This is a genomic window from Tomitella cavernea (assembly GCF_016599145.1).
In the GTDB taxonomy this organism is placed as follows: Bacteria; Actinomycetota; Actinomycetes; order Mycobacteriales; family Mycobacteriaceae; genus Tomitella; species Tomitella cavernae.
Genome location: NZ_JAENKO010000005.1, coordinates 74211 through 98572 on the forward strand (window position 1 = coordinate 74211; position 24362 = coordinate 98572).

A 24362-nucleotide genomic window follows, 5' to 3' on the forward strand; every position below is an offset into this window, starting at 1 on the left:
ACCGCACCGCGACGGCCGTACGCCGCGGGGGGCGGCACACGGCCGTCGGACGGCGTGACGGTGGTGTTTCGCGGACGGTCTAGCGACCGGTCGTGACGTGCCGGTCAGCCCGCGGCCGGGACGGCGACCGGATCGGACCCCTCGGCGGCCGGCGCGCGGTAGGCGGCGAATCGAGTGAACCGGCGCGGGATGCCGAGCGCCATCACCAAGGCGAGGAGGCCCGCCCCGGCGGCCACGAAGAAGGCGGCGACATATCCGCCCTCGGTGTACACCACGGCCCCTCCCGTCAGCTGCGGGTCGATCGGCGCCATGAACGAGTTGTTCATGACGGTGTAGGCGATCACAGGGGTGATCGACGCGACGAGGCTCTGCGACACGCCGGTCATGCTCGCAGTCGAGGCCTGCAGCTCGGGCGGGGCCGCCTTGATCACCAGGTTGGGGATGGCGGCGTAGCCGAGGCCGGTGCCCAGGCCGAACACCGCGCCCCACAGCAGCAGCAGGCCCTTGTCGTCGTTGGCGAGCGCTGTGAGCGTGCCGCCGACGATGAGGAGCGCCGACCCGTTGAGCAGCAGCGTGCGCGCCGCGACGCCGCGGCCGCACAGCATTCCCACCACGATGCCGCCCACCATCGTCAGCGCGCCGATGGGCACCTGGAAGATCGCGAAGCCCTCGGCGTCCACGCCGAAGCCGTAGCCGAGGCCCAGTTCCGACGGCGTCATCGCCATGCTCGGCAGGATCGTGGAGTAGACGCTGGTCGCGCCGTAGACGGCGCCGGCGGCGGCCACGGTGAACAGCACCGGGCGCAGCCGCAGGATGTCGAGGCGCATCAACGGCTCGCTGATCGTGCGCGACGAGGCCAGCCAGGCGCCGAGCAGCACCAGGCCGCCGAACAGGTACAGGAGGGTGGATCCGGCTCCCCAGCCCCAGGTGGGGCCGAAGCTGACGGCGATGAGCACGCCGGCGATCCCGGCACCGAGCAGGATTGCGCCGATGAAGTCGATGCGCGAGCGCAGCCGGACGGCGGACTCGGGGGTGCCCACCAGGATGAGGACGCCGAGCACCACGAGCGTGACGGTGAAGAACCAGAAGATGCTGCGCCAACCGAAGTCGTCGATCAACCAGCCGGTGAGGAACGGGGCGGCGATGCTGATCAGCCCCATGCCGGCGGTGGCGATGCTCACCGCGAGCGGGACGGTCTTCGACGGGAACACGTCACGGATCAGCGAGTAGCTCAGGAACAGGCACGGCACGAGCATGCCGGCGAGCGCGCGACCGGCGATCATGAGCGCATAGCTGCCGGCCAGGGCCGACAGGAGCGAGCCGACGGCCGCGATGACGAGGCAGACGATGAGCAGTCGGCGTTTGCCGTGGATGTCTGCGAGTTTGCCGACGAGCGGGGCGGCGACCGCACCGAGCAGCAGGAACGCGGTGATGAGCCAGGCGGCCTGCGTGGTCTGGAAGTGCGTGGCGATATCGGGCAGCGCCATCGCGATCATCAAGTAGCTGACGCTGAGCAGTTCGAGCACGAGCACGATGGAGAACAGCGAGAACGCGAGCCGGGGCGACCAGCCGCTCCCCTCCGTCGGTCCGGACGCGGCGGCCGAGGTGGTCGGGATCATGATTTCCTTCCCGCCCCGCCTGGGTGTCGGACGGGTGCGTGTGCGGTGAAGTCATTGCTGACGTGACACAGCACACGCTCGACTCTCGGGGTGGAGAAGGGCTCTGTTCCGCGAGACGGGAAACCCCCGGTCCGTGGCCGTCGGGCGGCCGTACGCGGGCATCGCGATTACGCACGTCGACGCAGGTGTTCGACGGTTTCGCGTGGCTCCGGGGGGCGTGCGGGCGATGGGCGCGTGTCCGCCCGCTCACCGGGAGACGGGTGTCCGGGGGCCGGGGACGCACCAGCGCCGCCGATCGGGCCCCGCTGCGGATTCGGGTTGCGGATCCGCAGCGGCTGCCTGGTCGGCGGCGCTGGTGGTGTGGAGCAGGGGCGTCTAGCTTTCCGCCCCGATAGATGCCGTGGGCGTCAGCCCTCCGCCCCGATGATGAACGCCTCGAGCTCCTCCCGGGCGTGGGTGTCCTCCATCTGGACCGGCGGGGACTTCATCAGGTATGCGGACGCCGGGAGGATGGGGCCGGCCAGGCCGCGGTCCTTGGCGATCTTGGCTGCGCGCACGGCGTCGATGATGATGCCGGCGGAGTTCGGCGAGTCCCACACCTCGAGCTTGTATTCGAGGTTCAGCGGCACGTCGCCGAAGGCGCGGCCTTCGAGGCGCACGTAGGCCCACTTGCGGTCGTTGAGCCAGCCCACGTAGTCCGACGGGCCGATGTGGACGTTCTCGTCGTCGATCTTGCCGGCCAGCGAGCCGCTGAGGTTGCTGGTGACGGCCTGGGTCTTGGAGACCTTCTTGGACTCGAGGCGCTCGCGTTCGAGCATGTTCTTGAAGTCCATGTTGCCGCCGACGTTGAGCTGCATGGTGCGGTCGAGCGCCACGCCGCGGTCCTCGAACAGGCGGGCCATCACGCGGTGGGTGATGGTGGCGCCCACCTGGCTCTTGATGTCGTCGCCCACGATCGGGACGCCGGCGTCGACGAACTTCTGGGCCCACTCCGGGTCGGAGGCGATGAAGACGGGCAGCGCGTTGACGAAGGCCACGCCGGCGTCGATGGCACACTGGGCGTAGAACTTGTCGGCCTCGTCGGATCCGACGGGCAGGTAGGAGACGAGGACGTCCACCTGGGCGTCCTTGAGCGCCTGGACGACGTCGACCGGCTGGGCGTCGGCTTCTTCGACGGTCTCCTTGTAGTACTTGCCGAGGCCGTCGAGCGTGGGGCCGCGCTGCACGATCACGTCGGTGGGCGGCACGTCGGCGATCTTGATGGTGCAGTTCTCGGAGTTGTTGATGGCTTCCGAGAGGTCGAAGCCGACCTTCTTGGCGTCCACGTCGAAAGCGGCGACGAACTGGACGTCGCGGACGTGGTACTTGCCGAACTGCACGTGCATCAGGCCGGGGACGGTGGAATCCGCGGGCGTGTCCTTGTAGTAGTGCACGCCCTGGACCAGGGATGACGCACAGTTGCCCACCCCCACGATGGCTACGCGCACTGCGGTGCTGTTATCACCCATGGTCGGGTTCTCCTTCTTTCTTGGCGGCCGCCGCGTTGATCGTCGGCGGTTCGGTTGAGTCGGTCCGGCTCGCTCCGGACTCGGCGGCGATGACCTCGTTGAGCCAGCGGACCTCGCGTTCGCTGGATTCGAGGCTCAGCTCGTGGAGCTGACGGGTGTAGCGGTTGATGTGGCCGGAGGCGCGGCCGACGGCGTCGCGCAGGCCCTCGCGGCGCTCCTCCACCTGGCGACGCCGGCCCTCGAGGATGCGCATGCGGGCCTCGGCGGGGGTGCGGCTGAAGAACGCCAGGTGCACCCCGAAGCCGTCGTCGGTGTAGTTCTGCGGGCCGGTGTCGGCCACCAGCTCCGCGAAGCGCTCCTTACCCGCAGGGGTGAGGCGGTAGACCTTGCGGGCCCGTCGTCGCACCACGCCGTCCGCCCCCTCTTCGTCGGCGATGAGGCCGTGGGCCTGCATGCGCTTGAGGGTGGGATAGAGCGAGCCGTATGAGAACGCCCGGAAGGCGCCGAGCAGGCCGGTCAGTCGCTTGCGCAGCTCGTATCCGTGCATGGGTGATTCGTGCAGGAGGCCGAGGATCGCCAGCTCGAGCACGCTTCACCGCCTTTCGGGCGAGTCGGGTCCGATCGGGCGGCACGTCGGTGTGCCGGATCGGTCGGTGCGTCATTTGTATCGCGCCGATATATGTAGAAACTATAGACGACTTTCACACTTTGCCGACATGTCGGCGCGTTGTGATTCTCACCACCTCTCGCCCGGGCAGGCATGCACGTACCCTGAACGGGTGCACACGCAACGGCAGGTGGTGGACTACGCGCTGCGGAGGAGATCCGTGCTCGCGGCGGTGTCCGGCGGCCGCACCGGGCTGGACGAGGTCTGCGACGCCGGCCCGTACCTGCTGCGGGCCGCGCAGTTCCACGGCCGGCCCAGCGACGTGGTCTGCCCGGTCTGCCGTAAGGAGCCGTTGGCGCTCGTATCGTGGGTCTTCGGCGAGCGGCTGGGCCAGGTGTCCGGCTCCGCCCGTACACTCGACGAGTTGGAACGGCTGGCCGTGGCGCACGACGAGTTCACTGTGCACGAGGTCGAGGTCTGCCGCACGTGCAGGTGGAATCACCTGGTGCGGTCGTACGTCCTGGGCCGGGTTCCGGAACCCCGCGGCACACGGCGGCGGCGCAGCGCAGGCTCGTGAGCCGTATTATCGTGCGCGCGGAGTGCGCGCGCAGGCGTGCCGCCGTGCCGTAACGGTGCCGCGCTCCGCCGCGACGTCCCGCACAGCGGTCGCCGCACGGCCGCGGCGGGCCCGCCGCTACCACCGGCCGGAGGCGCCGGCCGGTGATCCGCGGCCGCAAGTGAACAATCATCCGAGCACCCGCCGCGGGCCCGCAACGATCTGGAGACGCATTGGTCTACATGCCACCGGGGTCATCCGAGCCCCACGACGATATGCCCGACGGCCGTGATCCGCGCGACCCCGCGCCCACCGGCGGGCGCAAGGCGCTGCGCATCTTCGGAAAGACGGTCAAGTACGGGCTCATCGTCCTGCTGGTGCTCATCGTCGGCGGTGCGGCCGCCGGGGGCGTGTACTACTGGCAGGCAGACATCCCGCAGCCAGGATCCATCCGGGCCCCGCAGACGGCCACCATCGTGGCCGATGACGGGACCACCGTGCTCGCCGAGATGGGCGCCAACCGCAAGGACGTCGACCTCGATCAGGTCCCGCCGCACGTGCGCAACGCCGTGATCGCCGCCGAGGACCGCAACTTCTACTCCAACCCCGGCTTCTCCGTGTCCGGGTATCTGCGCGCGGCCCGCGACAACGTGCTGGGCCGGGACAACGCCGGCGGCGGCTCCACCATCACCCAGCAGTACGTGAAGAACGCGCTGGTCGGATCGGAACGCACTGTGTGGCGCAAGATGAAGGAGCTGGTCATCTCCGCCAAAATGACCCGTAACTGGTCCAAAGACCAGATCCTCGAGGCCTACCTGAACACGATCTACTTCGGCCGCGGCGCGTACGGCATCGAGGCCGCGTCGGAGGCGTATTTCGGGGTGCCGGTCGAGCAACTCGACGTTGCGCAGGGTGCGGTGCTGGCGGAGGTCATCCGCAGCCCATCGGCGCTGGATCCGGCGGTCAATCCGGACATGGCGCAGGCGCGCTGGAACTACGTGCTCGACGGGATGGTGGAGATCGGTGCGCTCGATCCCGCCCAGCGTGCGTCCCTCGCATTCCCCACGGTGCTGGAGCAGGGCGCGAGCCAGGACCAGGAGAACCGGCTCGAGGGGCCCAACGGCCTGATCAAGACGCAGGTGATCCAGGAGCTCAAGGACGCCGGGATCAGCGAGCAGGAGATCAACACCGGCGGCCTGAAGATCACCACCACCATCGATCCGCAGGTGCAGAACGCCGTGGTCGACGCGGCCACCTCCAAGATGGAGGGCGAACCGGACACCCTGCGGACGGCCGTGGTGTCGGTGGATCCGCGCACGGGCGCAGTCCGCGGCTACTACGGCGGGCCCAGCGGCACCGGGTACGACTTCGCGAACGCCCCGCTGCAGACCGGCTCCACCTTCAAGGTGTTCGGTCTGGCGGCGCTGCTCGACGAGGGGCGCTCGCTGGCGACCACTTTCGACAGCTCCCCGTTGACGGTCAACGGCATCGACATAGGCAATGTCGGCGGCGAGTCCTGCGGCACCTGCACCATCGCGCAGGCGCTGAAGATGTCGCTCAACACGAGCTTCTACCGCATGGAACTGTCACTGGATCACGGCGCCGAGTCGGTGGCGGACATGGCCCACAAGGCCGGCATCCCCAAGAAGATCCCGGGCGTGGAGGGCACCAGCCTGCAGAACGACGACGGCAACGTCTCGAACGGCATCATCCTGGGCGAGTACCTGTCGCGGCCGCTCGACATGGCGTCCGCGTACGGCACGTTCGCCGCGTCGGGCATCCATCACGACCCGTTCTTCGTCTCCAAGGTCGTCACGTCCGACGGCAATGTGCTGCTGGACCGCGACCCGGGTGACGGTGAGCGCGCCATGTCCGCCGCGGTCGCGGACAACGTGACCGCGGCCATGGAGCCGATCGCCGCGTACTCGCGCGGGCACAGCCTCGCCGGCGGGCGCGACTCCGCCGCCAAGACGGGCACCACGCAGCTGGGCGACACCGGCGCCAACAAGGACGCCTGGATGATCGGCTTCACCCCGTCGTTGAGCACCGCGGTGTGGGTCGGCGACATCACGAGCGGCAAGCCGCTCACCAACTATGCCGGCAACACGATCTACGGCTCGGGCCTGCCCTCGGACATCTGGAAGTCCGCGATGGACGGCGCGCTCAAGGGGACCGACTTCGAGACCTTCCCCACACCCAAGTCGATCGGCGGGGTGGCAGGGGTGCCGCAGTGGACGCGGGAGTCGCCCACCACGACCACCGGTCCGGCTCCGACGACGACCGAGGGGCCGGCGCCGACGACGGCGCCCGGCAATGACCGGCTCCCGGACGTCCAGCTGCCGCAGATCTCGCAGACGGAGATCATGGGCGTGCCGGTGCCGGTGATTGTCCCACCGAACCGCGGCGGCAACGAGCAGGGGCCGGGCGGCGGCACCGGAGACGGCGGCACCGGAAACGGCGGCAACGGCAACGGCAATGGCGGTAACGGCGGTGACGGCGGCAACGGCAACGGCAATGGCGGTAACGGCGGTAACGGCGGCGGTGGCGGCAACGGCGGCGGCGCAGGCGACGGCGCGTCCGGCCCGACGGGTGACGCCGATGGCCAGGCGGACGGCGCCGTCGATGGACGTGCCGGCGCCGGCTACGCAGTGCAACCGGCGGGCGTCGGTGGTGCGTGACGCGCACAGGCCCGCCTGATCCCCCGGGGGAGTCCGGAACTCCCCCGGGGGATCCTGCGTCGCCGCACGTGGCGTCCCCCGGGCCGCCGCAGGCCGCGGACGCCGCGCCGCCGCCCGGAGTGGACGGCCGCGACCTCCCGTCACGCACGGACACGCTGACCGTCGGGCTCTCCACCCTGGTCGGCGGTCCGGTGGGCGTGCATGCGGACGTCGGGCGGCAACGCTTCTTCACGCCGTTGCGCGTGCTCCTGGCGCTGTCGGTGGCGGTCCTGGCGCTGTCGTGGCTCGGAAAGGCCCCGTGCATCCAGCAGTATCCGGGCGGCGAGGACGGGGCGATGACGCTCGACTGGCGGGGCAGCCGCCAGTACGTGGCGATGTGCTACTCCGACACGATTCCGCTCTACGGCATCGAAAAGCTCGCGCAGGGCGAGTTCCCGTACAAGTCGTCGTGGACCGACGGCTCCGTGGGCCCCGACGGGCAGCCGGTGATCCGGCACATGGAGTATCCGGTGCTCTCCGGGCTCTACCAGTACGCGTCGATGCGCATAGCCAAGGCGTGGCATGCGGGTGCCGAGGCCGGCATGCTGCCGGGCGCGCTCGAGGTGGTCATCTACTTCAACGTGGTCGCCGCGGGGCTCGCTCTGGCGTGGCTGATCACCGTGTGGGCGAGCGCGTCGCTGACGGGCCGCCGTCGCCCGTGGGATGCGGCGCTCATCGCGCTGAGCCCGCTGGTGCTGGTGCACGCCTTCACCAACTTCGACGCGCTGGCCACCGCGTTCGCCATGGGTGGGCTGCTGGCGTGGGCGCGGCGCAGACCGGTGCTCGCGGGTGTGCTGCTGGGCCTCGGCGCGGCGGCCAAGATGTATCCGGCGCTGCTGCTGGGGCCGCTGCTGGTGCTGTGCTTCCGGTCCGGGCGGATGCGCGCGTGGTGGAAGGCGGCCGCCGGCGCCGTCGTCGCCTGGGCGGCGGTCAACCTGCCCATCGCGGTGCTCTACCCCGACGGCTGGGCGGAGTTCTTCCGTCTCAACCGGTTGCGCCCCATGGACCCGGATTCGATCTACAACGTCATCGCCTCGTTCACCGGGTGGACCGGGTTCGACGGCCCGCTCGCGCCGGGCGAGACGCCGTCGACGCTCAACATGGTGACGATGGGGTTGTTCGCCGCCGCGTGCGTGGGGATCCTCGCGGTCGGCCTCACTGCGCGCCGTCGCCCCCGGGTCGCGCAGCTCTGCTTCCTGGTGGTGGCGGCGTTCCTGTTGACCAACAAGGTATGGAGCCCGCAGTACTCGCTGTGGCTGGTGCCGCTCGCGGTGCTCGCGTTGCCGCACCGCAGGATCCTCCTCGCATGGATGACCGTCGACGCCCTGGTGTGGGTGCCGCGGATGATGTTCTACCTGGGTGTGTCCAACATGGGCCTGCCGGAGCAGTGGTTCACGGCCACCGTCCTGGTGCGGGACATCGCGGTGGTGGGGCTGTGCGCGCTGGTGATCCGGCAGATCTACCGGCCGGGCGAGGACCTGGTGCGGGCGGCACCACCGGGCCCGGTCTTCGGTGCCGCGCCGGTCGACGACCCGGCGGGCGGCGTGCTCGACGGGGCGCCGGATGCGCCGGGCAGGACCCCGGCCCGCGGTGCCGCGGACCGGCCGGGCGCGCCGCCGCGTCCGCACAGGAGGCCGGTGGCACGCCTCGCGCGTCGGTGACGACGCCGGATCGGTGGCATATCCTGCGCTGGTGACTTCAGGACGATGGACATCGATCTCCCGCATCGCCGTCGCCGTGTCCGCCGCCGGCCTGGTGCTGGCCGGCTGCGGCAGCAGCGACGGTTCTTCCGACGCGGCCGCCGCCACGACCGCCACCGGCGCCGCCGGTACGACGGCCGCGACGACCCCGCCGCCCACGACGGAGGCAGGGCTGTGCGACTTCACCGCGTCGCCGCAGGCCGCTGCGCGCAACGTGCACCCGCCGAAGGACTCGAACCCGCCCACCACCGGCACTGTGCCCTTGACCCTGGCCACGTCGGTCGGAACCATCGGGCTCACGCTCGACCGCGCGCAGGCGCCGTGCACGGTCGAGAGCATGGTGTCGCTGGCCCAGCAGGACTACTTCGACGACACCCCGTGCCACCGGCTCACCGACCAGGGCATCTACGTGCTGCAGTGCGGTGACCCGACGGGCACCGGCCGCGGCGGACCCGGCTACACCATTCCCGACGAGTTCCCGCAGAACCTCGCGCCGGCCGAGGGCATGGGCCCCGGCACCGTCGTCTACCCGCGCGGGTCCATCGCGATGGCGAACACCGGCCGGGCGCACTCCGGCGGCAGCCAGTTCTTCCTGGTGTACAAGGACTCGCCGCTGCCGCCCGAGTACACGGTGTTCGGCACCATCGACGAGGCCGGGCTGGCGGTGCTCGACAAAGTCGCCGCCGCCGGCACCGAGCCGGGCCCGGGCGGCATGACGGCGCCCACCATGGAGGTGCAGATCACCGACGCCACCGTCGGCTGAGCGCCCCGGGCGTCGACTGTGCGCGCCGCACCCGCCGCCGGCGGACCGAACCCCGACGTGAGGACGGACCGCCCGCGGCGGGCTTCTTTATCACCGATTTCTCCCAGTCCCTCGCATTGACACGCGGTATCTGGTTCACTTGTGCAAGTTGAGACTGAAGTGGTTGCTGAGGCGTGCCTGATTACTGAAGCACATGTGATGCATGATGCCGTTGTGATTGACGCTCGAGCGACCACTGACGCCGATGCTCACCGAGAGGACTCGAGCGGCCGCGGGGCCTGGGCGTAGTGCCGACCCCGCGGTGGCAGGTCCGGACGCCCCTGAGGGAGGAGGACGACGCGTCGCCCGCGCGCGCGTCAACCGACGATGAAACGATCTGCTTTCGCTTCGCTGCTGCTGGCGGGCGTCACCGCGGCGGCCTTCGTGGTGCCGGCCACGAGTGCGGCCGCCGATGACGTCTCCGGCGACGCCCTGGCCGGCAAGACCGTGTTCCTCGACCCGGGCCATCAGGAGTCCGCGGCGGGCCACGACATGTCCAAGCAGGTGGACGACGGGTACGGCGGCACCAAGAACTGCCAGACCTCCGGAATGACCGCGCTGGGCGGCACCCCCGAGTATGCGATCACCTACAACGTGGCGGAGATCGTCAAGGGCGCCCTGCAGCAGCTGGGGGCGGACGTGGTCATGAGCCGCGGCGCCACCGGCTGGGGAGGCTGCATCACCGACCGCGCGGACAAGGCCAACGAGTCTGGTGCGGATGTGGCCGTGAGCATCCACGCTGATTCCACCTCGGCGGGGACGGACACCACGAACCACGGTTTCCACATGATCATCCCGAAGCTCGACGGGATCACGGACGCCAAGGCCGAGAAGGCGCAGGCCGACGGCGGGCGTGCGGCGTCGAAGATCATGCGCGACGTGTACCGGGACAGCGGGTTCACGCCGTCGAACTACCTGGGCCGGGACGGGCTGGATGAGCGTGGCGACGTCGCAGGCCCGGCGCTCACGGAGGTCCCGTTGGTGTTCGTGGAGATGGGCAACGGTTCGAATCCCGGTGACGCGAAGGTCCTCGAGAGCGCAGACGGGCAGGCGAAGCACGCCAAGGCCATCGCCGTCGGCATCGCGACCTACCTGGCCGGCGGCGGCGCGGCGGGTGCGGCCGCGGAGGACGCGGTGGCGGACGAGTCGGGGGCCGACGAACCGGGGGGTGGCTCGCCCGAGGCCGGGGGCGGTGCCACCGGCGGCACGGCGGACGGCGCCGGTGGCGGTGTTGTCGGGGGAGACGGCGGCATGCTCGACGGCGTCCTGGACCGCGTCGACGACGTGATGGACCTGTTCGAGCAGCTGATCTCAGTCAACGGCATCGACTCGCTGCTGGCGCTCATCAACGACGGCAACATCGCGAAGGTCGAGGGGATTCTCGGCACGGCGACGGACCTGGCGGGGCCGTTGCTGGCCGAGGCGGGGACCGCCTGACCGGCGGCGCCGCACGGACGGCGACCTGACGCCCGCGACGGGGGCCGCGCATCGGTGCGGCCCCCGTCGCGGGCGTCAGAGCTCGTCGAGAGTGACCAGGCCGTCCTGCACCGCCCGCGCGACGAGCGCCGCCTTGGAGTTGGCCGTGCGTCCCACCAGCTCGTACTTCACCCGGATGCGGGACAGGTACGTGGAGACGGTGCCGGGGGCCAGGCCGAGCTTCTCCGATACCGCCGCTTTGGACTCCGACTGGAACCAGGACAGCAGCACCTCCACCTCGCGCGCCGACAGGCTGGGCTTGGGCAGCGCCTGGCCGGGCCGTCCTGCCGGACCCGGTGTTCCAGTGGCGGATGCTCCCGGCCCGGGGCCGCCCGGCATCCGCCACGGGGGATCCTGGGTGCGCGGGTCCTGGCTGCGCGCACTCCGGGTGCGGGACTCCTGTTCCGGCTGCCTCCGCGGGGCCGGCGGGCGTGCCCCTTCCGGGCCGCGGTGGCCGGTGGGGCGGGGCACGACGCGACCGGGCTGGGGCCGGGGGTGCGGCCGCGCGCCGCTGGGGAGATCGGGACGCCCCGTCGGGTCGGACCGCATGGGACGGACGCGACGACGCGACCCGGCAGTGCTCGCGGAATCGGAGTGCGCCTCGTGGTCGGTCCGGTCATCGTCCGAGGGCGTGTCGTGTGCCAACGCTCCTCAACTCCCTTCGTGGACGGGACGGCCATGTCCCGCCGGTCGCGCCGCGAACATGCGTCCCGTGGCCGGTGCGATGCCGTCCCCTGCCGCACTGCCGACTGCGCGCAGTGCGGCCAGCCGGCGGGCGCTGTCGCCGTCGTCCGTCGGAAGTCCGGCGCTGCGGGCGGACGGATCACAGAGGCAGGGGGTTCCGGACGCATTGTTCTGCGGACCTGCACCACCCCGGACGAACCCGTTCGCGGAGGTGATCATCTACCGAAAAATTGCTTTCGTGAACGAGGCTAGTGACGGACTCCGACAACTTCTGCGCGATGCGTCCACGCCTGTCCGTTCGCAATCAAACTGTTGTTCTAAAATTGTCCGAGAGGTGTGGCCGGTGCATTGACGATGCGCGCCACGAAAGCCCGAAGGCCTGCTTTGATGCGAATGACATCAATGCAATTCATATCTTGCGGCACTGTGGCGTCCGCGCCGGAAGTCACGACTCGGTCACAGCTCTTCGAGGGTGAGGATCCCGTCCTGGAGTGCGCGCGCCACCAGCGAGGCCTTCGTGCCTGCGTTGCGGCCGACCGCCTCGTACTTGCCGCGGATGCGGTGCAGGTGCGACTTGATCGTGCCGGGCGCCACGTGCAGCTTGCCGCTGACCTCGGTCTTGGAATCCGAGAGCAGCCAGCAGCGCAGCACCTCGATCTCGCGGTGCGACAGCGTGGGCTGCGCGTAGACCCGCGCCTGAGCGGGGGGTGCGTCGGGCCGGAAGATGGTGGCCGCTCCCCGCCCGGGGGCGGCGGTTCCGCCTCCCCGCGCGCGTGTGCCGTCGGGTTCGGTGCCGTCGCCCGGCGTGTGCCGGCCGCGTTCCGGTGTGCGCACTAGATCCTCCCCAGATGCTCTCGCCGGCGGGCATCCATGCCACACCGCACGGCGCACCGGGATCGCCTCCGGCCCGCCGTCGCCGGTCACTGGTGGTGTGATCGATCACTGAGCCGAATTCGTTTCACAACCCGACGGTCGGTGACGGGGTGAATGGCGGGATATCCAGGAACGGGTGTTCTATAAAACGGTTGTTCTATCGGGCGGCTTTCCAGACGAAGGTTCTCGGCGCACCGGACTGCGGGGCGATCGCTGCGGGCCATCGCCCGTGGGGGACGCCCGCAGGAATACGGTGAAGAGGACGGCGAGAAGCGCGATCTGTCCCCACACGCCGAACCACACCGCGTACTCCCATCGGCGCGCCGCGTCCGGGTCGGTGCCCAGCGCCGCGTAGTAGCGGAACAAGGCGATTCCGAGCGCGGTGTTGGCAGTCAGATACCCGGCGACCAGCGGCCACGGCACGCGCAGCAGCACGAAGAACGGGAGCAGCCACAGCACGTATTGCGGCGAGTGCACCTTATGCAGCAGGAGGAACCCGCACAGCATCGCCGCCGAGACCTGCAGCCAGGGGTAGGTGCCCGTGCGGCGGGCGATCCGGACGCCGATCCACAACGCCAGCGCGAACGAGGCGACGACCAGCACGGGCGAGGCGACGGAGACGACGGCGTCGTAGGTGTCGTCGTCGCCGATGAGCGGACGCAGGCCCCAGTACCAGAGGGAGTTCGTGGTGATGTCCGCCGTGCGCTTGCCCTGGAAGGCGAACGACGCCAGCCAGCCGCGGAACCCGAGGACGGCGAACGGCAGGTTGATCGCGACGGCGACCGCGGCGGCGACGCCGACGGTGGCGAGCGCGCCGCGCACGTCGAGAGCGCCGGATCGCCATGGTCGGGCCGGCGTCCCTGCGTCCTGGTCGTCGGGCTCGGGGTCGTCGGGCTCGGGGTCGTTGGGTGGGGGGGCGGCGTGCCGCGTGACGGGGCCCCACAGGACCGCCAGCGCGACGGGCAGCACGAACAACCCCGGGTAGAGCTTGAGGCAGGCGCCCACCGCGAGCAGTGCTGCGGCGATCATCCCGCGGGTCCGCAGCGTGCCGGGGCCCTTCAGCATCACGAAGGCGGCGGCGACCGTGGCGGCCACCGCGGGCAGGTCCCAGTTGTGGAAGGCGAACAACACGACGGCCGGGCTCAGCGACCACCACAGTGCCCGCCACCCGGCGATCCGGCCGAGCAGCCACGCGGTGAGCAGCCCGAACGGCGCCATGATGATGGCGCTGTGGAGCAGGAAGGCGGCGTCGGTGTGCGATCCGATGCCGCCCAGCCACATGAGCAGCCCGCTGAGCACCGGGTACTCGACGGTGCCGCCGAACAGGCTCCCGGAGGCGGTGATGCCGCCGTGCAGGAATGGGAAGACGTGGTTGTCGATGTCGCGGCCGATCCACAGGTACTGGATGTCCGAATAGCACACGTCGACGTTCTTGAGGGCCTCGAACTTGAGGCTGCGTCCCAGGTCCGAGAACGGCGGCCCGGCGCAGCGCGCCTTGTTGACGTACCCCAGCACCAGGGTCACCAGGGATGCGAGGACGACGACGGTGGTCGTCCGGGCGGGCAGGCGCATGGGGGCCAGCGTAGGGAAGAACGCCCGGGGGCGACGGCGCGCGCCCGTTGATTCGCGCGCGCGGCCGGCCCCGCGCCGATACGCTGCGGACCAGGACGACAGCGTGCGGTGCGGCAGCGTCCGATTGCAGCTGCGACGGCCGGCGAGGGCGGAGGCGGGTTGTGACCGACGCGGAGGCCGGGCGTCCGGATACGCGGCCCGCGGGCCGGAACCTCACGCGCCGCCAGACAGTCGGCTACGCCCTCGGCTCGCTGGGGACGGGCGGATTCGGCGTGGTTCCGGGCCTCCTGCTGGCCTATTACCTGACGGACACGCTCGCGGTCGCCGCCGGGCTCGCCGGGACCGTGGTCCTGGTGCCCAAGCTGTGGGACGTCCTCATCGCGCCCGCCATCGGTCGGATGACCGACCGCACGCTCATGGCCCGCGGCGACCGGCGCCCGTGGCTGCTCGCCGGGGCGGCCGCGTTGCCGGCGGCGTTCGCGCTCACCTTCCTCACACCCGGTGCGCTGTCGGGCGGTGCGGCGGCCGGCTGGGTGGTCGTGTTCTTCCTGCTGGCGGCGACCGGCTACGGCGTCTTCCAGGTTCCGTACGTGACCATGCCCACCGAGATGACCGCCGACCCGGCCGAGCGCACCACCATCACAGCCTGGCGGATCGCCATGCTCACCGTCGGAATCCTGCTGTTCGGCGTCACCGCGCCGGTCCTGGTGACCGTGGGCGGCGAGGGACGTGGCGGATACGCGCTGATGGGCGTCGTGCTGGGGTGCGGGATCGCCGCCGGCATGGTGGCCGCGTGGCGCGGCACGCGCGGCATCCGCACCGTGCGGGTCGGCGAGGTCACCGGCACCGTCCGCTCCCAGCTGCGCGCCGCCGCCGGCAACAGGCCGTTCGTCGCGCTGCTCGCGGCATTCGTCCTGCAGGCGGTGGCCTCGGGGGCGATGCTCGCGGCGGCACCGTACTTCGCGCGGTACCACCTGGGCGACGAGGGACTCACCTCCGTGCTCTTCGCGTGCCTGGTGGGGCCGGCGCTGGTGACGATGCCGCTGTGGCACCGGGTCGCCGGGCTGGTGGGCAAGCGACCTGGGTACGTGCTGGCGACGGCGGTGTTCGCCGCGGGCGCGCTGGGCCTGACGACGGGCGGATCGCTGCCGGCGGCGGGCGTGTACGCGCTGGTGGCCGTGGTCGGCGTCGGGTACGCGGGCACACAGATGTTCCCGCTCGCCATGCTGCCGGACACGCTGGCCGACGACGCCCGCGCCACCGGTGCGTCGCGCGCGGGCATCCTCACCGGGGTGTGGACGGCGGGCGAGACGGTGGGCCTGGCGCTGGGGCCGTTCGTCGTCGTGTCCGTGGTGCTGGGGCTCAGCGGGTATGTCTCCGGCTCCGGCGACGAGACCATGGCCCAGCCGTCGTCCGCGCTGCACGCGATCACTTGGTCGATGTCGCTGGTGCCGGCGGCGTGCGCCCTGCTGAGCATCGTGTTCGTGCTGGCGCATCGCCCCCCGGATCACGGCCGGACCGGGCATGCTGGAGGAGGTGAGCAGATAGGACGAGGCGGGTGATGCCGGATGGATCCGGACGGACGAGAACAGGAACCGGCGGGGCGGCAGGATCGAGGCTCCGCGGCCGAAACGCCGTTGGGTACCCGAGCGCACCGGGTGCTGGCGGAACTCGCGGACCTGCGGCGCGATGATCTGCCCACCCGTGGCGGTACCACCACGGCGTACGTGTTCGACTCGGGGCTCGGCGAGGTCGACGCGGTGGCGCTGCGCGCCTACGAGCTGCTGGCGCACGTCAACGGCCTGGACCCCACGCAGTTCCCGTCGGTGGCCCGCATCGAGAACGACCTGGTGGCCATCGTCGCCGGTCAACTGGGCGGCGACGACGCGACCGTGGGGACCGTCACCAGCGGCGGCACCGAGTCGTGCCTGCTGGCGGTGCTCGGTGCGCGCGAGCTCTGGCGGCGTCGGCGCAGCACCGGCAATCCGCGGATCGTGGTGCCGGCGACGGCGCATGCCGCGTTCTTCAAGGCCGCGCACCTGTTCGGCCTCAAGGTGCAGACGGTGCCGGTGGATCCGGACACGCTGCGGGCGGATCCGGAGCAGATGGCGGCAGCCATCGGCCCGCGTACCGCGCTCGTCGTCGTCTCGGCGCCGTCCTACGCATACGGGGTGGTGGACCCGGTGGAGCCCATCGCCGCGGCCGCCGCGCGGTGGGAGGTGCCCTGCCACGTGGACGCGTGCATCGGCGGGTGGATTCTGCCGTTCCTCGATGACGCGCCGCCGTTCGCGTTCGACATTCCGGGGGTGACGTCGGTCGCCGTGGACCTGCACAAGTACGGCTACGTGCCCAAGGGCGTCTCCGTGCTGCTGCACCGGAGCGCCGAGCTGCGGCGGCTGCACTGGTTCACGCTGGCCGGGTGGGCGGGGTATCCCCTGGTCAACCCGACACTGCAGTCCAGCCGCCCGGTGGGCCCGATGGCGTCGGCCTGGGCGGTGCAAAAACTCCTGGGCATCGAGGACCGCGGCCCGGGCGACGGTTTGCCGGGGTTCCGGTCCCTGGCCGTGTCGGCGCACGGTGCTGCGCGTCGCCTCGCGGCCGGGATCGACGGGACCGACGGATCCCCCGGGATCGACGGGCTGCACACCGTCGGGGCGGTGGACTCGACGCTCGTGGCGTTTACCGACGACGGCGGGCCCGACGACCCGGACGTGCGCGTCGTGGTGGACGAGCTCGCGCAGCGCGGGTGGTACCTGCAGGTGCAGCCGTCGATGGGCACCGCGCCGCGTGCCCGGCGGGTGCCGATGACGGCGCACGCCTCCATCACCGGTGCGGCTGCCGGGCGGATCGACGAGCTGCTGGCAGCCCTGCGTGAGGCGGCCGACGCGGCCCGCGTGCACGGCCGGGTCGAGCCCGACGCGCGGCTGGTGGAGATGGCGCGCACCATCGAACCCGCCGAACTCAGCGAGGAGCAGGTCGAGGGCCTGCTGCGGCTGGCGGGCGTGGGCGACGGCGTCCCCGCCGGGCTGCCCACCCGCATGGCGCCGGTGCACGCGCTGGTGGACGCCATTCCCGCGCCGCTCGCCGAGCGCCTGCTCACTGCGGTGCTCAGCCGGCAGTTGACGCCGCCGCCGCCGTGAGGCGCACCTGCGAGAGCCGGCCACGGCGCACGGTGCCGGCACGGGCGGACATCGCAGGTCAGCAACCCGTCTGGTAGCTTGACGGGGTTGCTTGACGCAACGACCCTCCTGCCACGGATACGCCGTGGCCGTTTCTCAAGCCCATAGGAGGTGATGAGGTCCCGTGCGTCAGTACGAAATGATGATCATCCTCGAGCCGAGTCTGGACGAGCGCACCGTTACCCCGTCCATGGAGACGCTGCTGAACGTCGTCCGTGAGGCCGGCGGCAAGGTCGACAACCTGGACGTCTGGGGCAAGCGGCGGCTTGCCTACGAGATCGATAAGAAGACCGAAGGCATCTACGTCGTGGTCGACATGACCGCCGAGTCCGCCACGGTCAAGGAGTTCGACCGCCAGCTGGGTCTGAACGAGTCGGTTCTGCGTACCAAGGTGCTGCGCCGCAGCGCCTGAGCGTTCGCGGCACGGCAACCACCCATCGATCCGAGCACCATCCGATCCGACCACCGGCCGCTGCGAAAGGGCCGTTCCGGCACGACTGTTCCGATGATGGACAGCACGCCCGGAATCCGCGCGGCACGCCCGGCCGGTGAATGCCCGAGCATTCGCGTCAACCCGCGGCCCCGTCGTCGGGGCCGACCGCACGAGGAGGACACATGGCAGGCGAGACCGTCATCACCGTGGTCGGCAATCTGACCGCAGACCCCGAACTCCGCTTCACCCCCTCCGGGGCGGCGGTGGCCGGGTTCACCGTGGCGAGCACGCCCCGCCGGTTCAACCAGCAGACGAACCAGTGGGAGGACGGCGAGGCCCTGTTCCTGCGCTGCAGCATCTGGCGGCAGGCGGCGGAGAACGTGGCCGAGTCCCTCACCAAGGGCGCCCGCGTGGTCGTGCAAGGCAGGCTCAAGCAGCGGTCCTTCGAAACCCGTGAGGGCGAGAAGCGCACCGTTGTGGAGCTCGACGTCGATGAGATCGGCCCGTCCCTCCGCTACGCGACCGCCAAGGTCGAGAAGGTCAGCCGTGGTGGCGGTGGCGGCGGCGGATATGCCGGCGGCGGTGGCGCACCCTCAGGCGGCGGCCGGTCGGGCGGCGACGATCCGTGGGGCAGCGCCCCGCAGGCGTCGGGCTCGTTCGGCGGCGCTTCGGACGACGAGCCCCCGTTCTGACCCGCGCAGCCTGGGCCCCGCCGCGGTGGGGCCGGGCGGCGCCCGTCGGAGCCGGGTGAGCGCAGCGGGGCGGCAAGGCCCCGTGAGAACCCAGACTACGGAGAAGGACCATGGCCAAGGCGCGAGAGCGCAAGGCGCAGGCCACCAAGGCGCAGAAGACCAAGGCCTGTGCGTTTTGCAAAGAGAACAACACGGTGATCGATTACAAGGACTCCGCGCTGCTGCGCCGGTTCATCAGTGATCGAGGCAAGATCCGTGCCCGCCGGGTGACCGGCAATTGCGTCCAGCATCAGCGGGACGTAGCCGTTGCCGTCAAGAATTCGCGTGAGGTGGCGCTGCTGCCTTACACGCCGACGGCTCGTTGAGGAAGGGGATTTACCGATGAAGCTGATCCTCACCGCTGATGTCGAGAACGTCGGTGTTGCTGGAGAATCGGTCGAGGTCAGGGACGGCTACGGCCGCAACTACCTGCTGCCCCGCGGGCTGGCCATCGTGGCCTCGCGCGGCGCGCTCAAGCAGGTGGAGGGCATCCGCCGCACGCAGGAGGCCAAGCGCGTGCGCGACATCGATCACGCGGGCGAGCTGAAGGGCGCCATCGAAGGCCTGGACGCCGTGGAGCTGCAGGCGCGTACGGCCTCGGACGGCGAGAAGCTGTTCGGCTCCGTCACTGCCGGCGACGTGGCCGATGCCCTGCGGGCCGCCGGCGGCCCGAACATCGACAAGCGCACCCTGGTGCTGCCGAAGACGCACATCAAGAGCGTCGGCGAGTATGAGGTGTCCGTCAAGCTGCACGCGGGCGTCACTGCCGTGTTCACGCTGACGGTCACCGGTGCCGCGGCCTGATCCGGCCCCGGCGCGCGTAGGCCGCGCATCGCCGCCGACCCCCGCACCGACTTTCGGCGCGGGGGTCGGCGGCGTTTTCGCGTCGCACTGGAACTGGTACCAGTTCACTGCTGCGGGCGCGGTCTGCACGGCGGGCGAAGTGGTCGTCCGTCCCGGTCGGCGCGCTGACCGGCCTGGTCGTGACGGTCGTCACGTCGGCTTGTGGACAGCTTGTGGAAAGCGCGACGCGGCCGCAACGGCGACACGCCCGGATGCCGGGTCGGCGCGACACGCCGAAGAACCAACAATTCACAGGGTGTGATGTTCATCTGGCGGTCCCTACCTGCATGGATGGCATAACTCCAGAAGTTCATCCACAGCTTGTCCACAAGGGGTTCACAGGCTGGCGGCATGTCTTCACAGGTCTGCGGCGACTACTCACAACTTATCCACAACCTCATCCACAGGTGCAGTTGTCACTCGCGCGCGGACGTCCTACGGTCGTTCCGGGCGTCCCGTCCGCGGGTGTGCGCGGGGCTCTATACGGGCGGTCGGCGTGGCGTGATCAGAACTTGTCACAGGCCCGGTGTAGTTGTAGTTCGAAGGCCACTGGGGCCTTCGTGTGAGGGGAGGCTTGAAGCGCGTGTCGGTGGTCGACGATCGTGATCAGTCCGGGTTCTCGGACGGACCGCTGCCGCAGGAGCCCCCCACCGAGGACTTCGGCCGCCAGCCCCCGCAGGACATGGTCGCCGAGCAGTCCGTGCTGGGCGGCATGCTGCTGAGCAAGGACGCGATCGCGGACGTGCTTGAGGTGGTCCGGTCGTCGGACTTCTACCGGCCGGCGCACCAGAGCATCTACGACTCGATCCTGGACCTCTACGGCCGCGGCGAGCCCGCGGACGCCGTCACCGTGTCCGCGGAGCTGGACCGGCGCGGCGAGCTCAAGCGCATCGGCGGGGCCCCCTACCTGCACACGCTGATCTCCACGGTGCCCACGGCGGCGAACGCCGGCTACTACGCCGAGATCGTCGCGGACAAGGCCGTGCTGCGCCGTCTCGTGCAGGCCGGCACCCGCATCGTGCAGTACGGGTATGCGGGGGCCGACGGCCAGGACGTGGATGAGGTGGTGGACCGCGCCCAGGCGGAGGTCTTCGAGGTCACCGAGCGGCGCACCACCGAGGACTACGTGCCGCTCGAGGAGTTGCTGCAGCCCACGTTGGACGAGATCGACTCCATCGCCACGCGCGGCGGCCTGTCGCTGGGCGTGCCCACCGGGTTCATGGAGCTTGACGAGGTCACCAACGGCCTGCACCCGGGGCAGATGATCATCGTGGCGGCCAGGCCCGGCGTGGGGAAATCCACCCTGGGAATGGATTTTTTGCGATCATGTTCCGTTAAACACGGAATGTCGAGCGTGATCTTCTCCCTGGAGATGAGCAAGACGGAGATTGTGATGCGTCTTCTTTCCGCCGAGGCCAAGGTGAAGCTGGGCGACATGCGGGCCGGCAAGATGTCCGACGACGACTGGACTCGTCTGGCACGACGCATGAGCGAGATCTCCGAGGCGCCGTTGTTCGTCGACGACTCGCCGAACATGACGATGATGGAGATCCGGGCCAAGGCGCGGCGGCTCAAGCAGAAGCACGACCTCAAGCTCATCGTGGTCGACTACCTGCAGCTGATGACGTCGGGTAAGAAGGTCGAATCGCGGCAGCAGGAGGTGTCGGACTTCTCGCGCAGCCTCAAACTCCTCGCGAAGGAGCTCGAGGTTCCGCTGGTGGCGATCTGTCAGCTCAACCGTGGCCCGGAGCAGCGCACCGACAAGAAGCCTATGGTGTCCGACCTGCGCGAATCCGGATCGCTAGAACAGGATGCTGACATGGTGATCCTGCTGCACCGCCCCGACGCGTTCGAGCGGGACGACCCGCGCATGGGCGAAGCCGACCTGATCCTGGGCAAGCACCGCAACGGTCCCACCGCCACGGTCACCGTGGCGCACCAACTGCATTTGTCGCGGTTCGTGGACATGGCGCGAGGGTAGGGCGTGCCGCTCGCGCGGGATTCTGGGACTGAACGCGTTATACCTGGGATTCTGGGACTGGCTCCTGGGGTTTTGCGTTCGGTTGGGACTGGGAGCTCGGAGAAACACCAAGAAGGGAAGGCTATCCTGAGTGTCCGTTGTGCTTCCGTTCGCGCCTCGGCAGGGGGAAGCGGACGGCGTCCAAGCTGACGGCGCCGGCCCTACCGTGGTCGGAGAGACCGGCGTCGTGACGCTTGATCATTCGACGACGGTCGCGAAGCGTGCCCAGTCGGTGAACTCCCAATCCCATCTGCGGCAGACCCGTTCCCTTGGCAGTTCGTCGTTGCTGGGGTCGACGAGCATGAGCTTGACGTAGCGACCGTCCCCTATCAGCACTGCCAGCAGGTAGCCACCTGGGGATGCGAGCATCAGGGACATCTCGTTGTTCGTCATGGCAAACCGCGCATCCGCGTGGTCGACCTTCTTGACCTCGATTCGGACTGGCTCTCCGGCAGGGTCGCTGCCCGAGAGGTCGTAGCCGACATTCTGCCCGCTGACGTCTTCAAGGCGCCACCCGCGGCCATTGAGGTACTCCATGGTGGCGACTTCGGCAGTGCGCCACCTGGAGACGATGTCTGCCAGAGGCTCCCCCGTGGGGGGCACATGTGTTTGGCGCGCATCTTCTGTTGGGCGTTGGACGATGACTGGCGGGGAGGGCGGCGGCGACACGGTCGGCCCCCTGTCGACAACGCGCTGCTCGGCGGCGGTGAGCCTCCTACCGTAGCTACGGGCCATCTCTCCCAGGTGCGTGCCCAGGGTCGCAATCGACTCGTCGGACAACTTCGCGACCACAGATTCATCGACGAGCCGCTGGAGCTCGAGGGTGTCGAGCCCCAGGACGGACTTCAGCGCACGTGCATTGCGCTGGTTTTTCTTCGCATACAGCGCTACCGGTGCACCTGCTGGGAAGACGTAGGTGACCTCGTCGGTCGTCAGAGGTACCGGCGAGTAGGCGAAGGGCTTTGTCCGGGACTTCATTTCACGTTGGAGCGCACCGAGCAGAGCGCTGCTGGCTGTCACGTGCGAAGACACCAAGAGGGAGCGGAGATCTTCGCCCTCCAGGATTAACTCCCAGAGCCGCTGGAATAATGGAGCCTCTGGCGTAGTCAGCTCGTGTGCGATCGCGGAAGCGGCCTCTGCGAGCACCTGCCGAGTGGATTCGTCCTCGACAACGGCGTGTGTTCGTGACGGATCGGTTAGCAGATCTCCGGATACGGCCACGGGCAGGCCGGGTTCGTCGTCCAACGGCAACCCGCATGCGAGCCGGCCGCGAAGCCCAATTAGCGACTGGGCGCGTGCATCGAGCGGGACAGCGATCGTCGCCGACTCGTGCCGCAGTAGACCGAATCTCGCGGCCCCGGACTGGTCGTGGAGTGTCACGCCCCCTTCATTGCGATCCACACGGATGCTGATGGGTCGCTCGGAGGTGCTGATGTCGACTCGGTAGACGTGACGCAGGAACAGCAGACTCGTCGGGTCGATGGCGGCCAGCGGGGCATCAGCGCCGCCGCGGCCGAAGATCGTGAAAGTTGCGCCGTCGATCCAGTCGGTGTTGCGGATATCACACGGGATCCGGATCAGAGGGACTGCAGAGGGTGACCGTTCGCCGAGCAGCTGGGCAGTGACTTTTCGGTCGAAGGTAAAGGCCACGTCGGAGGACTGGATATCGACACGCGAGGCGATTGCAGCGAGAGACTTGAACCCGATACCGCGGTATCCAATCGAGTCACCGCCTCGGTGCTTGGTCGAACTTGCACTTCTACACAATGCCTCAGCGTCAACGGCGGGCAGCGATCGGCCATTGTTGGCCCACGACCATACGCTTCCACCGAGACCAGTGATGGTGATGATGGTGGATCCAGCATCATCGGAGTTCTGCAGCAACTCGTAGGGAACTCGATTGCGGTAGGTGTCGGCCAGCAGGTCTTCCATTCGGGCGATCTCCCCAAAAAGCCCTGGGGCCTGCCTATGCTCGTCGACCATCTGGGCTTGCAACGCTGACAGGTGGTGAATCATCTCGATCATTCTTCACCGTCGATAACGCGCACGACGACCCGGTGCGGATCACCTGGCAGGTCAGCGATGTCAATGACGCTGCGGCCGATCCACCGAGGCTGGCGACGGGGAGTAGCCCCCTGGGCGTCTACCGGTATGTGGCCATAAAACGTGCAGGGGCGATCATCGAGCAGGAACCCGCTGTCGTCCAGGATCTCAAATGTGATCTCGGGGACGTCCACTTCAAATGGTGCGAAATCCTTCACCGTGGATCCGTCATTTTCCCAATCAAGCCGACCCAGGTATGTCTTGAGAAGATCCTCCGCGCTACCGAATTCGAAGGAGCCTTCGGTGTGCACGGTCAATGTAGTGCGGTAGTCCCCCTTCGAAAGGAAGGCATTTGCGACGGCGACCTTCGGATGAGGAGCATCCACGCTGGTCTCGTCCACCACAGTGATCTCGAGAGGTGTAGTCGGACTTGGAAGCATGAGATCTGAGTTTATGAATAGGTTCCGAACATCGTCGAGATCGTGGGCCGTCAGGCGGAGATCGATTTCTTTCGTGGTAAGCGGGACACGACACGACCAGGTGTCACTCTTGGCAGATACGCGGATAAGGCCCTTCTTGGCCTTCCTTATCTTCTCAAGTACGATCCATTTATAGTCACTCGAAGGCGCGGGTGTATCGCGTCGATTCAGTGTAAGGAAGACCTCCGAAGCATAGTCACTGCCATCGCTATCCTTGAACCGATCAGTCCAGTCCTCGGGTAAGAACCGGAAGGAACCGGAGAAAGCAACCTGCTGCTCGTAGTCGTTCGCGTAGCCGGGTTTGGTGACGAGCCGCGCTTGAGCGTCTTCTACCTGCCATCCGACTAGCGATAGCGCCAGCTCGTCGACGCAAATGTTGATTGCCTCGGATGTCTTGTTTCCCACGGTATTCCTTTCGAAACGAATATTTGTCACGTAAAAACCTGAGCGACTCTATCGTTCGATGCGGACAGCGCACTCTCTGGCATGTCCGGAGATTCCGATCGTTACGAGCCACTGA

General features: G+C 69.1%; 20 protein-coding genes. 12 read left to right on the plus strand and 8 right to left on the minus strand.

Going from position 1 to position 24362, the window contains the following annotated elements; genetic code table 11:
- Window positions 1–104: 104 nt before the first annotated feature.
- The 3 genes from JJ683_RS03750 to JJ683_RS03760 form a co-directional block, all read right to left on the minus strand.
- On the minus strand, window positions 105–1619 hold the full coding sequence (locus tag JJ683_RS03750) for an MFS transporter (RefSeq protein WP_200171357.1): 1515 nt from the start codon (window positions 1617–1619) through the stop codon (window positions 105–107).
- Between the two features lie 407 nt (window positions 1620–2026).
- A complete protein-coding gene (locus JJ683_RS03755; protein WP_200171359.1) occupies window positions 2027–3127 on the minus strand; it encodes an inositol-3-phosphate synthase in 1101 nt (366 codons plus the stop codon).
- The gene (locus JJ683_RS03760; protein WP_200171361.1) at window positions 3120–3716 is read right to left on the minus strand and encodes a PadR family transcriptional regulator; all 597 of its coding nucleotides are present in this window, start codon (window positions 3714–3716) and stop codon (window positions 3120–3122) included. The genes JJ683_RS03755 and JJ683_RS03760 overlap by 8 nt, the downstream gene beginning before the upstream one ends.
- Before the next feature lie 190 nt (window positions 3717–3906).
- On the opposite strand from JJ683_RS03760, the gene JJ683_RS03765 reads away from it, so the two are divergent.
- From JJ683_RS03765 to JJ683_RS03785, 5 genes are all read left to right on the plus strand, one after another.
- Window positions 3907–4311 carry a DUF5318 family protein gene (locus JJ683_RS03765; protein ID WP_307810668.1) on the plus strand — a complete coding sequence of 135 codons (405 nt, stop codon included), beginning with the start codon at window positions 3907–3909 and terminating at the stop codon, window positions 4309–4311.
- A gap of 254 nt (window positions 4312–4565) precedes the next feature.
- A complete protein-coding gene (locus JJ683_RS03770; RefSeq protein ID WP_242474375.1) occupies window positions 4566–6968 on the plus strand; it encodes a transglycosylase domain-containing protein in 2403 nt (800 codons plus the stop codon).
- Window positions 6969–7036: 68 nt separating this feature from the next.
- The gene (locus JJ683_RS03775; RefSeq protein WP_200171367.1) at window positions 7037–8668 is read left to right on the plus strand and encodes a glycosyltransferase family 87 protein; all 1632 of its coding nucleotides are present in this window, start codon (window positions 7037–7039) and stop codon (window positions 8666–8668) included.
- Window positions 8669–8723: 55 nt separating this feature from the next.
- Window positions 8724–9470 carry a peptidylprolyl isomerase gene (locus tag JJ683_RS03780; protein ID WP_372435232.1) on the plus strand — a complete coding sequence of 249 codons (747 nt, stop codon included), beginning with the start codon at window positions 8724–8726 and terminating at the stop codon, window positions 9468–9470.
- Between the two features lie 366 nt (window positions 9471–9836).
- A complete protein-coding gene (locus JJ683_RS03785; protein ID WP_242474376.1) occupies window positions 9837–10946 on the plus strand; it encodes an N-acetylmuramoyl-L-alanine amidase family protein in 1110 nt (369 codons plus the stop codon).
- A gap of 75 nt (window positions 10947–11021) precedes the next feature.
- On the opposite strand, the gene JJ683_RS18875 is transcribed toward JJ683_RS03785, so the two are convergent.
- From JJ683_RS18875 to JJ683_RS03800, 3 genes are all read right to left on the minus strand, one after another.
- The gene (locus tag JJ683_RS18875) at window positions 11022–11324 is read right to left on the minus strand and encodes a helix-turn-helix transcriptional regulator (protein ID WP_242474386.1); all 303 of its coding nucleotides are present in this window, start codon (window positions 11322–11324) and stop codon (window positions 11022–11024) included.
- A gap of 801 nt (window positions 11325–12125) precedes the next feature.
- Window positions 12126–12503 (minus strand): response regulator transcription factor, encoded by a 378-nt coding sequence (locus JJ683_RS19590; protein ID WP_307810670.1) that lies wholly within the window; start codon window positions 12501–12503, stop codon window positions 12126–12128.
- Between the two features lie 180 nt (window positions 12504–12683).
- Window positions 12684–14114, minus strand: coding sequence for a glycosyltransferase family protein (locus JJ683_RS03800; RefSeq protein WP_200171372.1), 1431 nt, complete (start codon window positions 14112–14114; stop codon window positions 12684–12686).
- A gap of 161 nt (window positions 14115–14275) precedes the next feature.
- Between JJ683_RS03800 and JJ683_RS03805 the strand changes: the two genes are divergently transcribed.
- The 7 genes from JJ683_RS03805 to dnaB all read left to right on the plus strand — a co-directional run bounded on the left by JJ683_RS03805 (window position 14276) and on the right by dnaB (window position 21281).
- Complete coding sequence (locus JJ683_RS03805; protein WP_200171374.1) at window positions 14276–15676, plus strand: MFS transporter; 1401 nt, start codon at window positions 14276–14278, stop codon at window positions 15674–15676.
- Between the two features lie 6 nt (window positions 15677–15682).
- A complete protein-coding gene (locus tag JJ683_RS03810) occupies window positions 15683–17254 on the plus strand; it encodes a pyridoxal phosphate-dependent decarboxylase family protein (protein ID WP_200171376.1) in 1572 nt (523 codons plus the stop codon).
- A 163-nt stretch (window positions 17255–17417) separates the two neighbouring features.
- Window positions 17418–17705, plus strand: coding sequence for a 30S ribosomal protein S6 (rpsF, locus tag JJ683_RS03815; RefSeq protein ID WP_200171378.1), 288 nt, complete (start codon window positions 17418–17420; stop codon window positions 17703–17705).
- Between the two features lie 203 nt (window positions 17706–17908).
- A complete protein-coding gene (locus JJ683_RS03820; protein WP_200171380.1) occupies window positions 17909–18418 on the plus strand; it encodes a single-stranded DNA-binding protein in 510 nt (169 codons plus the stop codon).
- Between the two features lie 110 nt (window positions 18419–18528).
- Complete coding sequence (gene rpsR, locus JJ683_RS03825) at window positions 18529–18783, plus strand: 30S ribosomal protein S18 (protein WP_182348395.1); 255 nt, start codon at window positions 18529–18531, stop codon at window positions 18781–18783.
- A gap of 16 nt (window positions 18784–18799) precedes the next feature.
- Entirely contained in the window at window positions 18800–19261 is a 462-nt protein-coding gene (rplI, locus tag JJ683_RS03830) for a 50S ribosomal protein L9 (protein ID WP_200171381.1), read from the plus strand.
- A gap of 622 nt (window positions 19262–19883) precedes the next feature.
- Window positions 19884–21281 carry a replicative DNA helicase gene (gene dnaB, locus JJ683_RS03835; RefSeq protein ID WP_200171383.1) on the plus strand — a complete coding sequence of 466 codons (1398 nt, stop codon included), beginning with the start codon at window positions 19884–19886 and terminating at the stop codon, window positions 21279–21281.
- Between the two features lie 237 nt (window positions 21282–21518).
- Here the strand turns inward: dnaB and JJ683_RS03840 are convergent, their stop codons facing one another.
- Together JJ683_RS03840 and JJ683_RS03845 are read right to left on the minus strand one after the other, a co-directional pair.
- The gene (locus tag JJ683_RS03840) at window positions 21519–23345 is read right to left on the minus strand and encodes a sacsin N-terminal ATP-binding-like domain-containing protein (RefSeq protein ID WP_200171385.1); all 1827 of its coding nucleotides are present in this window, start codon (window positions 23343–23345) and stop codon (window positions 21519–21521) included.
- Window positions 23342–24247, minus strand: a complete 906-nt coding sequence (locus JJ683_RS03845; RefSeq protein WP_200171387.1) for a hypothetical protein — start codon at window positions 24245–24247, stop codon at window positions 23342–23344. Before JJ683_RS03845 ends, JJ683_RS03840 begins: the two co-directional genes overlap by 4 nt.
- Window positions 24248–24362: the final 115 nt, after the last annotated feature.